This window comes from Bacteroidia bacterium, from assembly GCA_019695265.1.
Taxonomy (GTDB): domain Bacteria; phylum Bacteroidota; class Bacteroidia; order JAIBAJ01; family JAIBAJ01; genus JAIBAJ01.
This window is the reverse complement of sequence record JAIBAJ010000038.1, coordinates 1-15,072: the sequence shown is the minus strand read 5'-3', so window position 1 is coordinate 15,072 and position 15,072 is coordinate 1. Positions and strand designations below refer to the sequence as shown.

The window sequence follows — 15,072 nt, the reverse complement described above, 5'->3', positions numbered from 1 at the left end:
TTGGTCTTAGGAAATAATGGACAACTGAATTTTTTCCATTATTTTACTTGCCAGTTCCATGGCATAATAGCCATCTTCAATTGAAACAGGAGGCTGAGAATGATTTTGAATTGAAGATACAAAGGCCTTTAATTCTTCTAGAATGGCATTTGAATCCGGTATTTCAGGATTTTCAAAATAAATCTCTTTTTTTCCTTTAATTGGACCTAAATCAATCACTAAACCTTCCTCCTTATCGGAAGGTCGAATTTTAACAATTTCCGTTTTCTTTTCATAGAAATCGACCGAGACGTAAGCGTCTTGTTGAAAAAAGCGAATTTTTCGCATGTTTTTCAAACTGATACGACTAGCAGTCAGATTGGCGACGCTTCCGTTATCAAATTCAATTCTTGCATTGGCAATATCAGCGGTATCACTTACTACAGAAACAGCATTAGCCGATACCTTCTTAATATTCGATTTTACAATAGACAAAATGATATCAATGTCGTGAATCATGAGGTCATGAACCACAGAAACATCGGTGCCTCTTGGATTAAAGAGTGCAAGGCGATGTGCTTCAATAAACATTGGTCTGCCTATATAAGGTAAAGCGGCCTGAAATGCCGGATTAAATCGTTCAACGTGTCCAACCTGAACAATGCTACCAGCCTCCTGAGCCAAAGAAACTAGTCTGGAAGCTTCGGCAATATTGGAAGCCAGGGGTTTTTCTATAAAGCAGTGCTTATTAGAACGAATAGTAGCAGCCGCATATTCAAAATGAGAAATGGTAGGACTAACGATATCAATTGCATCACAATCCCTTAATAAACTTTGAAAATCGGCATAAGCCTTCACTCCTATTTCATCCTGAACCAGGGTGGCAATTTCATAATCCTGATCGTAAAAACCCACCAACTCAATGCCTGAAACTTCTTTCCAAAGTTTAAGGTGGATTTTACCCAAATGACCTGCCCCAATAACACCAATTTTTACCATTCCATGCGAATCTGCACGACAAAAATAAAACCAAGCCTAGGTTAGCCCAGTACTAATTGGGATACTTTTAAACAGGAATTAGTTAGGAAAGCCAGGAGGGCCTAACCTAATCCAATAATGAATTAAATCGATTAAGCGATTGGAATACCCCCATTCGTTGTCGTACCAACCAACAACCTTTACCATTCTACCTAAAACAGAGGTTAGTCCGGCATCGAAAATGCAGGAATGCGGGTTATTGACAATATCAATAGAAACAATTGGATCATCGGTATATTCCAAAATACCGCTATATTTTGTTAGAGAAGCTCGTTTAAAAATCCTATTAACCTCTTCGATGGTTGTATCGGTGCGAATGGTACAAGAAATATCGCTAAGCGAACCATTGGGTACAGGAACCCTCATTCCACATCCACCTAATTTACCTTGCAAATGAGGAAACACGCGGGTTATTGCCTTAGCGGCACCGGTTGTAGTTGGTATGATAGAAACCGCAGCTGCTCTTGCTCTACGCAAATCTTTATGAGGAGAATCGTGTAAACGTTGATCGCCGGTGTAGCTATGAACAGTGGTGACATAGGCATAGTCTACCCCAAAATACTCATCAAGAATCTGCAACATGGGAGCCGCATTGTTGGTGGTACACGAAGCATTGCTTAAAATCCTATCATCGGGCTCAATGAGCTTTTCATTAACACCCATGACAATTGTTTTAATATCCTCGCCAATGGGAGGAGCTGAAAGCAGCACTTTTTTAGCCCCGGAAAGTACATGCAGCTCAGCCAAATCTTTTGTCAGGTATTTACCAGTACTTTCAACAACAACATCAATATCCAGGAGATTCCATGGTAAGGCTTCCGGATTAGTTTCAGAAAAAAACAGAATGGAGTTATTTCCTATTCGCAGTCCATTTTCTTCCACAACCAATGGTTCAGCAAATCGACCATGAATGCTATCATATTTCAGTAAATGAGCCAGGGTATGCAAATCTGCCAAATCGTTAACTGCAACAATTTCCAGTGAAGGATCTTGAATAGCCAATCGAAAAAAACTACGGCCGATTCTACCAAAGCCATTAATAGCGATTCTGGTTTTCATGCGACAAAGGTATTTGTTTAAGGTTGCCGGTCTTTTATAAATTGTGTGAAATGAAAAAGGCTGTCCGGTGAAGAACAGCCTTTTCAATTTTAATCCGGTAAGTCTTACTTTTTACCTTTTTTCTCAGAACTTTCCATTTCTGATTTAAGGTTAGCAAGTACACCAAGATCTCCAAGAGTGGTTTTCTCGATGCTATCTTTTACCTTTTTCACAGCAGCTTTAGTAGAGTTGTCGTCTTTTTTCTTTTCTTCAACTTTAGCAGCTTTTTCTGCTTCTACTTTATCGTTGTGAATTTTGGTATGACTTACAATGATGCGTTTTTGGTCTTTAGCAAACTCCAATACTTTGAAATCCAAAGTTTCGTCAACCACAGCTTGTTTGTTATCTTCTTTTACAATGTGGCGAGTTGGAGCAACGGCTTCGATACCATAAGGAAGGGCGATGGTGGCACCTTTTTCATTGATAGAAAGGATGGTTCCTTTGTGAACGCTATCAACCGTAAAGATGGTTTCGAACACATCCCATGGATTTTCTTCCAATTGTTTGTGACCAAGGCTCAAGCGACGGTTTTCACCATCAATTTCCAATACTTTAACATCAAGCTCAGCTCCTACAGAGGTAAATTCGCTCGGATGTTTGATTTTTTTGGTCCAGCTAAGATCGCTGATATGAACAAGACCATCAACACCTTCTGCCAATTCAACAAACACACCAAAGTTGGTGAAATTGCGAACGGTACCTTTGTGTTGAGAACCAACTGGGAAGTTTGTAGTGATGTTCACCCATGGATCTGGGCTCAATTGTTTAATACCCAAGGACATTTTGCGCTCTTCGCGGTCAAGGGTTAAAATTACGGCTTCAACTTCATCACCCACTTTCAAGAAATCACCGGCGGTACGAAGGTGTGCACTCCAGCTCATTTCGCTAACGTGTACAAGTCCTTCTACACCTGGTTGAATTTCAATGAAAGCACCGTAGTCGGCAAGAACTACTACTTTACCTTTCACTTTATCACCAGGTTGTAGGTTTGCATCCAATTGATCCCATGGGTGGGCTGTCAATTGTTTCAAGCCAAGAGCGATACGTTTTTTGGTATCGTCGAAATCCAAGATAACCACGTTGATTTTCTCGTCCACGGTAACCACTTCTTCCGGGTGTTGGATACGACCCCAGGAAAGGTCGGTGATATGGATAAGACCATCTACGCCGCCAAGGTCGATGAATACACCATAGGAAGTGATATTTTTAACGGTACCTTCAAGGATTTGACCTTTTTCAAGTTTACCGATAATTTCTTTCTTCTGAAGTTCAAGTTCGGCTTCGATAAGAGCTTTGTGAGAAACCACCACGTTTTTGAATTCGTTGTTGATTTTAACCACTTTGAATTCCATGGTTTTGCCAACGTACACATCGTAGTCGCGAATTGGTTTAACGTCAATTTGAGAACCAGGAAGGAAAGCTTCGATACCGAAAACATCGGCGATAAGACCACCTTTGGTACGGCATTTAACATAACCAGTAATGATTTCGTCGTTTTCCAAAGCTTGGTTAACACGATCCCAGGAGCGGTTAGCACGGGCTTTACGGTGAGAAAGCACCAACTGACCTGATTTATCCTCTTGAGTCTCGATGTACACTTCCAATTTGTCACCCACTTTAATATCCGGGTTGTAACGAACTTCGTTTAAAGGAATGATACCATCGGATTTAAAACCGATATTTACCACAAGCTCGCGGCTGGTGATAGCTACAACGGTGCCGTCGATCACTTGGTGTTCAACGATGGATTGTAAGGTATCGGCATACATTTTTTCCAAGCGACTTTTTTCGTCGGCTGAATAGGTTTCGCCTTTTTTACCGATGGCATTCCAGTCAATTTCAACCGGAGCCACTGCTTTAGGAGCTTCGGCAACTGGGGCGGCAGGTGCAACAACTTCAGCAACCGGAGCTGTTTCAGTTGTAGGGTTAGTTTCTGTAGCAGTTTCTGCTACCGGGGTTGTGTTTTCAGCAGCATTTTCTGCTGCTGGAGTTTCATTCTCAGACATCTGAGCGATTAATTAAAAAGTGAATAAAAATTGAATTACGCCTTCTCTCTTTTGAAAAAGGGACGCAAAAGTAGTGATTTTTGGGATTGGGGAGTGGATTTTTTTTAGAAAATAAAAGTATCCCTAAATGACTTGCAAATTAGTTTCGATGGCGTTGAGAAATCTTCTATAAAGGCTGTAAAATATAGCTTTTAAATCAATTGCATCTTTGCCACTTTGGGATCTACTTCCACTTTGTCCGTTTCAAAATTTAGCTTAATCCGCCATTTTTGAAGGGTAGCAGCCCCAATGATGGCTTCTTCGCTCAATCCCGGAACCACCAGGAACTCGTCGCTCAACAAGACATCATCAATGTAAAAATCAACTGAAATCCTATTTTTTACTTCGATAAAATGACCTTCTGCTGCGGTGGCAATTTTCCGAGGCCTTCCCAAGGAATCCAAGGTAGCTAAATTTTGGGCAAAATCGGGATGGATGCAGGATAGATTGGCCCCACTATCAAATAAAGTGTAGAGCTTTTGTTCGCCTTTGGAACCTGCAAATAGCAATAATTTTCTGCTTATTTTCAGTTCTCCCATTAGGCAAATGTAGGTAAAAACAATTCCTTATTCTAAAATAAACTTGGTGCTATAACTTGATTTTTCTGTTTCAATTATAAGTTGATACAATCCAGAAGCCAGGTTACTGATTGGCACTTCAACCAATTCTTTTTGACCAGCTTGAATAGTTCGAACTTCTTGTCCCAGGTTATTAAACAAATGAATCCTATTTGCCCCTTTTGACCTTATATACAGTATGTTTTGGGCCGGGTTAGGAAACAGATCGAAAGCATCGGTTTCCTTTTCGTCCACAGCATTGATGATGTATTTATGCCTGATATTGCTCCGGGTGGTATTCACCGTACGGGTTGGGTTACAGGCAATTGACCAATCCACATCCAACACATAACTGGAGCTGTCGAATTGGGTATATTGTGGGTCTGTAAACTGGTTGGTAACTCCGGGAATAAAACCAATTTGATTGAAAGGTGAACTGGGTTGGTTAGCGCGGTACAATTTAAAATTTACTACCGGATTGGAGGCATCCTCGATTTCGTAAAAATTCCAATTGAAATTACCATTTAATTGGTCCTGGAGGTGGATGGTTTTATGGTAAGGGCTTTTGTCTGACTCCACACCGCAGGCATCCAAGGCTGAAAGTTTATAAAAGTAATACGTTGAATTTGGGTCAGCGCCGTAATCGTGGAAAACAGACAAAGAATCATAGGCTACAGAACCAACTTTTTGATAGAAATTTGTAGAGACCAGTCTATGCACAAAAAAACTATCGATTAAACTGGTAACAGGTTTTTCCCACAGAACAATGGTATGGGTAGAAGCGGAATCCACTGTAACAAGGCATATTTCGGGAGTAGCAATTTGGGTTTGGTAAACATCCAAGGTAGTTGCATAACTGTATCCGCAAGAGTCTGAAAATGCTTTGACGGAAATAGTTCCGCTTCCATTGGCTACCACGGTAATGGAAGTAGAATCGGAACTGCCGGTCCAGCCGCTTGGCAGGGTCCATTGGTAGGATTGGGCTTCCGCAACTGCAGGAACAGAATAGGTGTAGGTACCGGCGCACAGAATGGAATCGGGACCTAGAATGGAGGCGGGTTGAGGGGTGAGGCAGGTGTAAAGGCGGGCGATGCGTTTACGCTGTATTCCATTATAATTTTGGAAAACACCTCCAATTAGGATTTTCCCATCGGGTTGAATAGCAATTGAATTTATAGTTTCATCGGCTCCACTTCCACCCGGGTTAAAGTCAAAATCTTCGGTACAAACAGAATCAGTTTTTACCAAACGTGGAAATGGATTACCTCTAAAACTGGTAAATGTACCAGCAATTAAAACCGATCCATCATTCAATACTTTAAGGTCGAAAACGTATGAATCCGCACCATTTCCAACAGGATAAGAATTGTCCAGGTTGCCATCTCCATTTAATCGGGCCACTTTACAGGAAGTTTGAAGGTTGTAGGAATTAAAGTTTCCTCCTACCATGAGTTTATTATTGGGTGAAGTTTCCATAGCAAAAACGACAGCACTTAGACCAAAACCATTGCCAAAGGTTGGATCAAGAATGCCATCCGAATTGAGACGGGCCACCCTGAGTCTATAGTTGGAACCTATCTGAGTAAAATCACCTCCAATTATAATTTTCCCATCAGATTGTAGTAAAATTTCTTCAACCGTTCCATTGGGACCATTGGCAAAATTGAAGGTAGAATCAAGGGCCCCATTAGGTAAGAGGCGTATTAAACGAGTAACAGTTACACCATTGTATACCGTGAAACTGCCCCCTACTAAAATTCGTTGATCGGGCTGAACCGCAAGTGTAATTCCCCGATTATTTATACCTGTTCCAACATGAAAACTGGAATCGATTTCACCGGAAGGAAAAACCCGGACTATTCCTTTGGAAGGATTAAAATTATAGGTATTAAAATCCCCGGCCAACAAAATTTTCCCATCTGTTTGAAATGCAATTTTTCGCAACCTACCATCCAATCCATCTCCCACATGGAAGGAAGAATCTAAACTCCCATCCGAATTAAGTCTGGCAATACGGGGAGAGTAGTTTCCATTGTAATAAATGAAATCACCACCAATATAAATTTTACCTTCAGTTTCTGTTTCAATATCCTGCACATCATCATCGGCTCCTAATTGGGGGGCAAAGGAAAGGTCGAGCCCACCAGGTTGAGCGTAGGCAAGAAGGAAAGAAAAATTGAGAAACAGGAAAGAAAGGAGAACGCGGGGCATAAGTATTTTTAGAAAGGGCAGGAACAAATATATGCCAAAGCTTTTCTTGTTTTAAAGTTGAAAGAAATAGAATATAAAAATAAGGGTTTTCCGTGAGAGGGATTTTCGATTATTCGAAAGGTTAAAAAGCGCTTTGCTTTGCTCAGATTGGTATTTGTTAGTTAAGTATTATATACTTCCCAAACAACTACATAACTAAAGCACCCGGAATATTGGGGTAGGCGAGATTTACCATTAGTTTTAACTGGGCCGGATGAATAATCAAATCCATATCTTCGATTGGGATTGCACCAAGCAATACGGTTTCACCTATGACCAAGGCTCCGGTGAGACACATCCTGTTTTCGAAATTTACTTTTATAGGACCAACATAGGGAACTAATTTTTTGCTTCCATCTGCAATGGTTACTTCCTTTTTTTCGAATTCTTTAAGTTGCAGTTGTATGGCTATATGTTCAGGAATACAAAGAAACAATGCTCCAGTATCAACCAATGAAGTTGTTTCTATTGAATGAAGGTTGGCTAGATTTGGGTTGGATAATAGGATTTTAGCGGATATTAAATCCATAAGCAAAATAGTATAAAATTTAAGGATTTGTTAGATTAATAAATTGAAGTTCATATTTGCTAAGCTATTAAAGAACCCCAAATCCGTTAAATGAAACAATCCGTTTCTTCTATTTCAGCTTCTTTTTTGCCATGAAAGGTCTATCTGCCGGAATATCCAATAGTTCTTTACGTGGATCAATGATAAGGTCCATATCTTCGAGCGGAATGCAGCCGAGCACCATTTCAGTTTTTCCCGCCAATACCACCGGACTGCAGGAGGTCGTTCTGTAATTAAACCTTATCTCTACCGGTTCGGCTATTCCGAAAGTTTTGATCTCTCCATCGGACAGTTCAAAGGCTTGTTTTCCGGTTATTTCAAGACCTAATTGGGTAGCAAGCTCCTCGTTATTCCAATGTTATTTAAGAAATAGTTCAATGGCTATTTCGAGAATTATCATTGGTAAATACCGAGGATACAAAATGTTAGGCCATTTTTCAAGAAAACTTAAACATAAAATTGGACTATACAATTTGTCTATTCGGTATTTATAGAAAGATTGTAAGCTCCGGTATCAACCAATAATTCAACTTTTCTGGCTCAAATATCGGATTTAGGAATTTTTCCCCTTTTTGGCCAACTGAGTTTAATTATGTTTATTATTTAGATTATTGTTGAACTATACCCAAAACTTTATCCTTTGGAAAATCTGCCACACCACCTGTATTTCTGTCATTTCCATTCCAAAATAAATAAATTGAATCTACTACTCCATTGCTACCAAATTGTCTTTTTTCAGCAGCATAATTATCAGCTTTAACTACAATTGGAATGGGTGGTACGTCAGTTTGACTTGGACCTGCAATTAAATAAACATGAAAAGTTTTCATTTTAAATTATTTTTTTCGCCTACTCTATTTCCCCTTTTCGGCTACCTGGGTTTTATTATTATTTATTATTTCATTTTTCTCCCCCTTCCTTACCCACCTCTCCACATCCTCCTGCGTCAATACCTCCGCCTTGTCTGGTATCTGGGTGTTGGAAGGAATTGTAATGTTGTCGCCAATGATTACTTCATTACCAATAAAACTATCAGCTCCAATTTTACTATTTTGACCAATTTTTACTCTATGACTAATTACACATCCAGGGTCGATTGAAGAATTATTGCCTAGGTCAGTTTTTAATCCTAGCATACAACCTACACCTATTTCACTATTCTCACCCAATCTAACTCCTACACCAACCATGGATAAGTGACCTATCATAGCTTTCTTTTTTAAAGTTACACCTCCAACAATAATATTTCCATCACCTAAGCAGATATTAGTTCCAATCGTAGATCGATTTGCGGCATAAGCTCCCTCCTCTACTTTTAATAAAGGAAGATCTCTAATCCAAGTATCAGGAGCTAAGTTAAAATTCAACGACCCCTTATACCCAAATAACCTAAAAACAACAGCCTTAAACCAAGGCATAGAAAGTATTATTCCATAAACCGGTTTGAAGTAATACACACTGGTCCAGCAAATGCCGTACAAACGACGCATGGCATATATTGGAAAGCGCACATCTCGTGGAAATACGCCTTTTATTATTCCTGCCTGAAATGGCCTGCTTAATATTCCTGCTGTTACTCCAAACAATAAACTGTAAACCAAAGGAGTTGATGCCAAAACCAATAATTTCAAAACCCATCCTTCCAAATAAATAATTGGTAAGGCCAATAAAACCAAGGGTAAACCATAAATAAGCCATTGCAATAGAACAATTCCCCCATGCACCAACCAAGCCGGTACCACCATCATGGCTTCCAACTCCTCCGGTGTGGGCATACTTGGTCGTTTATTTTCTTGTTGTTCCATGTTTTTACAATTCTACCTCACCCATCCCTTCCTAAACCCCTTCACTACCACCTCCACCATATTGCCTGATTTGGTTTTGCGAATCAGGTTGCGGCGGTGGGTTTCTACCGTGTCCAAACTTAGGTTGAGGCGTTGGGCTATCATCTTGCTCGATAAACCTTCCACTATCAATTCCAACACCTCCAACTCCCTGTCTGTTAATTTCTCCATTCCATCATCACCCAACCCTTTCCAACGCTTCTTTTTCTTCGGTGATGGGCTCTGTAAATCTATCGCTGATATAGGTGTAAACAGTCTCACGGAAAACCTGTATTTTTAATTTGCTATTCCAAAGGAAGCTACGCGAATCTAAATGGCCAATCTTATGATGAAAAGCTATTTATACCGGTTGAAAAACCCAGACTTTCTGATGAATAAATACTACTTCGTGGCATAGTTTGCTATATTGTATGGATGTATGCAATGGATTTTGTTTTAAATTTGAAAACAATTTTCAAAAAAATGGGACTAACCTACGCTACACTAAAATTAACGAATCAATACGATGAATATAAGTTTGGAGAAGGTCTGATTCCACAAGATCAAATCCGCGAATTAACTGTTGATATGATGGTTGATACCGGATCTATACGATTGGCAATAAATGAAGAAATTCGAACTAAACTAGGTCTAAAAATAGGGATTCCAATGCAAGTTTCGTTGGCAGACGGGACAATCAGCACCAAGGAATTGGTTGGTGGAATTAAAGTTAGTTTTGGAAACCGTTCCTGTTATACCGATGCCTTTGTTCTACCGGGAAATACTGAACCTTTGCTAGGGGCTATACCTATCGAAGGAATGGACTTGGCTGTGGTTCCCGCTGAAAACACCTTAATCTATAATCCTAAACATCCTGACGGAGCCTTGTTTTCTCTTAAATAGCTATCCTTCTGCAATGGGAATACATGAAAATTACTCTAGGTGATGAAAAAAGGATATTTATTCCTACCTTTGTTAAACAAAGCAGTTTAAAATGGACTTACAAATAAAAGTAGATGATAGTAAGGCTCAACATTTTTTAGCCTTTTTAAAAGATTTGGATTTTGTAGAGGTGAGTTTGTCCAAAACAAAAGGGAAGGTGGAGCAAAAGAAAAGAAAAGAACCAAGCTTTACCTATTTTGGCAGTTGTCCTGATTGGGAAATGGATGCTGATACCTTAAGATACGGCGGTATTGAAAAAAGAACCAAAGGATGGTAATCGTTGATACCAATATTTTTATTGCAGCTATTCGAGGGAATGAGATGGCCCTCTCCATGCTAAGAAAGTACAAATTATCTATTTATATTTCAATTGTAAGTATTATTGAGCTTTCAGTTGGTGCCACCGATAAAAACAAAAAGAAAGTTGTTGCAGCTATTACCGAAGATCATACAATAATTCCTCTTTCTAAATCAATTGGTGAAAGGGCATTAAAATTGGTAGACACCTATAGTTCACCTGCTCGTCGCTTGTTTTTACCTGATGCTCTTATTGCAGCAACTTGTTTGGAAAACAATGCAGCTTTGCTAACTTTTAACAGTAAGGATTTTAAGTTTATTAAAGGACTTCAATTCGCTAAGTAGGTGTTTTTTGATTTTTTAGCCATTAAATTAGACAAAAATTGAAAAGGTTTGCCGGTTTTCTGTGCCTTTTAGTTGTTTTAATCTGGTTTTCACCATTTGCCTATTTATCAGCCCAACACTACCCCATTCGCCAATTTTCGGTTTCGGATGGTATGAACAATGCCAGTGTCAATCACCTCTTTCAGGATACGAAAGGACAAGTATGGATGGCTACCCAGGGCGGTGGGGCCAACCTGTTTGATGGAAAAAACTTTCAATGCTTTAACCAAAACCTCGGACTTTCTTCCAATTTTCTTACCTATTGCTTTCAGTCTAGTTCAGGCGAACTCTGGTTGGGAAGTGAAAAAGGGGTAAACCGCTTCCAACAAGGACAATTCAAATTGTACGGAGAAAAAGAAGGACTTTGTGACGGAGTAGTTTATTCCATCGCTGAAGATGCCTCCGGTGCCATTTGGTTCGCTACCGGGGAAAATGGAATTTATTGCTTTCAAAACAATACATTCTCTCATTATACTACCAAAGAGGGTTTGGCTTCAAACACTTGTTATTCCTTGCTTTTTTGGGATGAAAAACTCTATATAGGTACCGAAAAGGGTTTAATGTACTTTGAAAACAATCACTTTTATTCGGTAGCAGCTTCCCGTTTATCAGATAAAGTTTTCTTCAGCGCCACTAGGGATAACAATGGTAATGCCTGGTTTGGTTCTACCTCTGTAACCTTACTAAAACTAAACCGACAAGGACAAACCCAACTTATTCCTTTACCACCTCCTGCCGATGCCGATTTCATTGGCGGATTGGCAATAGATAAAAGGGGTAAATTGTGGTTAGCTACCAGTCACGGTTTGCTTCAATATTCGCCTCAAACTGGTAAATTCAAACGTTTTGGTAAATCTGAAGGTCTTTCGGTGGAAGCAGTCCAAACCGTAATGGTTGATTATGAAAACGCTGTGTGGATTGGAACCCTTTACGGTGGGGTAAATGTGTTACGAAACGAATGCTTTGTGACCTATTCTGAAACCCACGGATTGAAAAACCCTAATCTAACATGCCTGCTTTCATATGGTAAAGATGCCTATTTGCTGGGTACAGCCTCCGGTCTTTTTTTATTTCAACCCGGCAATTCCAGGGAGTTCAATAAATTGGATGTAGGCCTGGCTTATTTTGAGGAAGGAATAAATGACCTTGCCTTTGACCCTTCCGGCCAACTATGGATTTGTTCCAATAATGGGGCGGCAGTATTTTCCTTTTCTAAAGGTAATTTACGGTTGAAGAAAGAAATTAAGGATACTCAGGGAAATAGCCTGTACAGCAGCCAAAAAGTTTGCTTCGATGCCTCCGGAACGGCCTGGATTGCCAATTATGGCCTGGGTTTGGTCAAGGTAGATAAAACAGGAAAAATGAGTTATGTGGAAGATTCAAACGGAATTACGGCCAAAAACATCTTAACACTATTTAAAGACCATGCCGGAAATTTATGGATTGGCTCTCAAGATCAGGGACTCTGGCAAATGAACCAACAAGGACAATTTGTGCAGGAAAAAACATTGGCAAAAAGCGCAGTATGGTCTATTACCGAAGATGAGCACCACACCCTTTATGTTGGTACAGGCGACCAGGGCATTTGGCATAAACCTGCCACAGACCATGCATTTAAAGCATTTTTGAAAAGTTCCGATGGCTTGTCTAGCGATTTTGTCCCCGGATTGGTTTATGACCCAAACCGACATTGTTTATGGACAGGCGGTGATGAAGGGTTTTCGAAAATTTATCCAACAGGAAAGAATTGGGCCATCAAACGCTTCGGCGATGGGGATGGATTTAATCCGGTTACCATCAATCCCAACGGACTTTTGCCCTTCCCCAATGGGCTGCTATTGGGTTCGGTAAAAGGACTGGTCGTTTATAAACCCGAAGAAAAGCCTTTGCCCTTGGATGGATTAAAGCTCAGCCTGGCTTCCATTCTTATAAATCGCATGCCTGAAAGTTTAGAACAGTTTAAGGTGGGGGATTCCATTAACTCGGGAAGATTTCGTCTGGAACTTCCTTATTACAGGAATAACCTGGATTTGTCCTTTAATGCCTGCACCACCCATAAGGTTTGGTACCAATTCCTATTAAAAGGACAAGATAGTGTTTGGACCGCTCCTAGTCAGACAGGAACCGTAAGCTTTACCAATTTGAAGCCGGGAAACTCCTATGAATTGCACGTGCGTTGCTACCGTGATTCCGATACAGGGATAGTTTCTGAAATGAAAATTCCTATCCTGATAGCAAAACCCTGGTGGGAAAGCAATTGGTTTATAATCCTAATGGTTTTGTTTACCATTGCACTGGTTTGGGGTTACATTAAATGGCGAGAAAACAAGCTCAAGGAGGAAAACACCCGCTTGGAGCAAACCATAGCCGAACGTACCGAAGAATTAAGGGAACAAAAAGGCAAAATCGAACAAACCCTGGAAGAAAAGGAAGGTCTTCTTAAAGAGAAAGAAATGCTGCTCAAGGAAATTCACCACCGGGTAAAAAACAACCTCCAAACCATATCCAGTCTGCTTATGCTGCAAGCGAATTCCTTGCAAGACGAAAATGCCAAAAAAGCCATACAGGAAAGCCAAAGCCGTGTTCGTTCCATTGCCTTGCTGCACCAAAAACTTTATCAAAGCGATGGATTGGAAACGGTAGAATTTTCGGCCTTTGTACAGGATTTAGTCCAACAGATACAACCCATATACCAAGACAAATCCAAGGAAATTAGCATACAGTTGAACATGGATGAATGTTATCTACTCATCGACAAGGCCATTCCTATGGGTTTAATGGTGAATGAATGGATTACCAATTCCTTTAAATATGCCTTTAACCAAGGAAAAGCAGGAATTATTCAAATTCAGTTGAAGCATTTACCGACAGGAGAAGAATTAAAATGGGAATTAAGCTATTCCGATTCCGGTCAGGGCTTCGAAGAGCAGGTATTCCAACAGCCTTCCCGAACCCTGGGCTTGAAATTGATTAAACTCCTTAGCCAACAATTGGGCGGACAACTTGTATACCAACAAAAACCTAGTACATTTACCTTTCAGTTTAAATAGCGAATGGCCGATTTACGAATAGGAATAATTGAAGACGATTTTTTGATTGCCGACAGCATCAAGGAAGCTTTGGAAAAACTTGGCTATACTGTTGTGTTTTCAGCCCCGGGTTATGCCAGGGCTATTGATTGTTTAACGAGCCTGGAAATAGATTTTGTCCTAATCGATATCAACCTTGGTGAAACAAAAGATGGGGTGGATGTGGCTCGATGGATGCAGGAAAACAAAGCCATTCCTTTTATTTTTCTTACCGCCAATTCCGACAAGGCCACAGTGGATAGGGCCAAGTTAACCAAACCCTTGGGTTACCTGGTTAAGCCCTTTGATGAGCATTCGCTTTATAGTTCGATCGAAGTAGCTTTTGAGCAGTATAACCAACCAAGGGAAGAAAATAAGTTAAAGCCCAAATTCAAGGATTTTATTTTTGTAAAAAAGGACGATGCTTATCACAAAGTGGAGGTGAAAGATATAGTGTATGTGCAGAGCGAAAATGTTTACCTGACTTTGTTTACTGCTTCTCAGTCCTATTTGGTGCGAACGAAAATGGATGATTTTTTGGATGAAATAAGTCCTAATCAATTCGTGAAAATCCACCGCAGTTATGCTGTCAATTCTGCCTATATACAATTGTTGAAGGTCGATTCTATCGTTATCAGGCACCCGATCAAGGAATTGCCGGTTCAGAAACCCTTCAAACAAAAAATTTTGGAGATGGTGCAGTTGTTTAAATAGAGGTTAGGCCTTAGATGTTAGATGTTTTTCAGATTCCCTGATTAGGAAAATTTTTATTTTTTTTGGCGGGTCCACTACCGCCCTACAAATTTGCAAAATCAAATGACAGCCGTGCAAGGCGGTAGTGTCGCGCTATCGGCTGTAGTTGTCGTCCTCCTTCGTTAGCACTGCGGAGTCCGCCAAGCTACTTGCCTCTATCGTCAGTTTGTCTAAAAAGCCCTCCTTTTTGTAACTTACTGATTGTTAATAACTTACCCGATAATAAATTCACAATACATTGATTTTCAGTATATTTATGCATGAAATTTA

At 40.1% G+C, this 15,072-nt stretch carries 14 protein-coding genes; 5 read left to right on the top strand and 9 right to left on the bottom strand.

Translation table 11 applies throughout. The features are described 5' to 3' along the window. Positions 1–6: 6 nt before the first annotated feature. The 9 genes from K1X82_07415 to K1X82_07375 form a co-directional block, all read right to left on the bottom strand. On the bottom strand, positions 7–978 hold the full coding sequence (locus tag K1X82_07415; GenBank protein ID MBX7181924.1) for a Gfo/Idh/MocA family oxidoreductase: 972 nt from the start codon (positions 976–978) through the stop codon (positions 7–9). Between the two features lie 78 nt (positions 979–1,056). Continuing rightward, on the bottom strand, positions 1,057–2,076 hold the full coding sequence (gene gap, locus K1X82_07410; protein MBX7181923.1) for a type I glyceraldehyde-3-phosphate dehydrogenase: 1,020 nt from the start codon (positions 2,074–2,076) through the stop codon (positions 1,057–1,059). 104 nt (positions 2,077–2,180) lie between these two features. Further along, complete coding sequence (gene rpsA, locus K1X82_07405) at positions 2,181–4,121, bottom strand: 30S ribosomal protein S1 (GenBank protein MBX7181922.1); 1,941 nt, start codon at positions 4,119–4,121, stop codon at positions 2,181–2,183. A 191-nt stretch (positions 4,122–4,312) separates the two neighbouring features. Beyond that, the gene (locus K1X82_07400; GenBank protein MBX7181921.1) at positions 4,313–4,699 is read right to left on the bottom strand and encodes a retropepsin-like domain-containing protein; all 387 of its coding nucleotides are present in this window, start codon (positions 4,697–4,699) and stop codon (positions 4,313–4,315) included. A gap of 27 nt (positions 4,700–4,726) precedes the next feature. Next, complete coding sequence (locus tag K1X82_07395) at positions 4,727–6,928, bottom strand: T9SS type A sorting domain-containing protein (protein MBX7181920.1); 2,202 nt, start codon at positions 6,926–6,928, stop codon at positions 4,727–4,729. A 187-nt stretch (positions 6,929–7,115) separates the two neighbouring features. Then, complete coding sequence (locus tag K1X82_07390) at positions 7,116–7,496, bottom strand: clan AA aspartic protease (GenBank protein MBX7181919.1); 381 nt, start codon at positions 7,494–7,496, stop codon at positions 7,116–7,118. A 647-nt stretch (positions 7,497–8,143) separates the two neighbouring features. Then, positions 8,144–8,365: a hypothetical protein gene (locus tag K1X82_07385; protein MBX7181918.1), complete on the bottom strand. Its 222-nt coding sequence runs from the start codon at positions 8,363–8,365 to the stop codon at positions 8,144–8,146. 24 nt (positions 8,366–8,389) lie between these two features. Further along, on the bottom strand, positions 8,390–9,340 hold the full coding sequence (locus K1X82_07380; protein MBX7181917.1) for a hypothetical protein: 951 nt from the start codon (positions 9,338–9,340) through the stop codon (positions 8,390–8,392). Positions 9,341–9,352: 12 nt separating this feature from the next. After that, positions 9,353–9,550 (bottom strand): LuxR C-terminal-related transcriptional regulator, encoded by a 198-nt coding sequence (locus tag K1X82_07375; GenBank protein ID MBX7181916.1) that lies wholly within the window; start codon positions 9,548–9,550, stop codon positions 9,353–9,355. Between the two features lie 291 nt (positions 9,551–9,841). Here K1X82_07375 and K1X82_07370 point away from each other — a divergent pair, with 291 nt between their 5' ends. From K1X82_07370 to K1X82_07350, 5 genes are all read left to right on the top strand, one after another. After that, a complete protein-coding gene (locus K1X82_07370; protein MBX7181915.1) occupies positions 9,842–10,261 on the top strand; it encodes an aspartyl protease family protein in 420 nt (139 codons plus the stop codon). Between the two features lie 91 nt (positions 10,262–10,352). After that, entirely contained in the window at positions 10,353–10,577 is a 225-nt protein-coding gene (locus tag K1X82_07365) for a hypothetical protein (GenBank protein ID MBX7181914.1), read from the top strand. Further along, a complete protein-coding gene (locus K1X82_07360) occupies positions 10,571–10,942 on the top strand; it encodes a PIN domain-containing protein (protein MBX7181913.1) in 372 nt (123 codons plus the stop codon). The genes K1X82_07365 and K1X82_07360 overlap by 7 nt, the downstream gene beginning before the upstream one ends. A 38-nt stretch (positions 10,943–10,980) precedes the next feature. Continuing rightward, complete coding sequence (locus K1X82_07355; protein MBX7181912.1) at positions 10,981–14,031, top strand: hypothetical protein; 3,051 nt, start codon at positions 10,981–10,983, stop codon at positions 14,029–14,031. A 3-nt stretch (positions 14,032–14,034) separates the two neighbouring features. Next, positions 14,035–14,763 (top strand): response regulator, encoded by a 729-nt coding sequence (locus K1X82_07350; GenBank protein ID MBX7181911.1) that lies wholly within the window; start codon positions 14,035–14,037, stop codon positions 14,761–14,763. Positions 14,764–15,072: the final 309 nt, after the last annotated feature.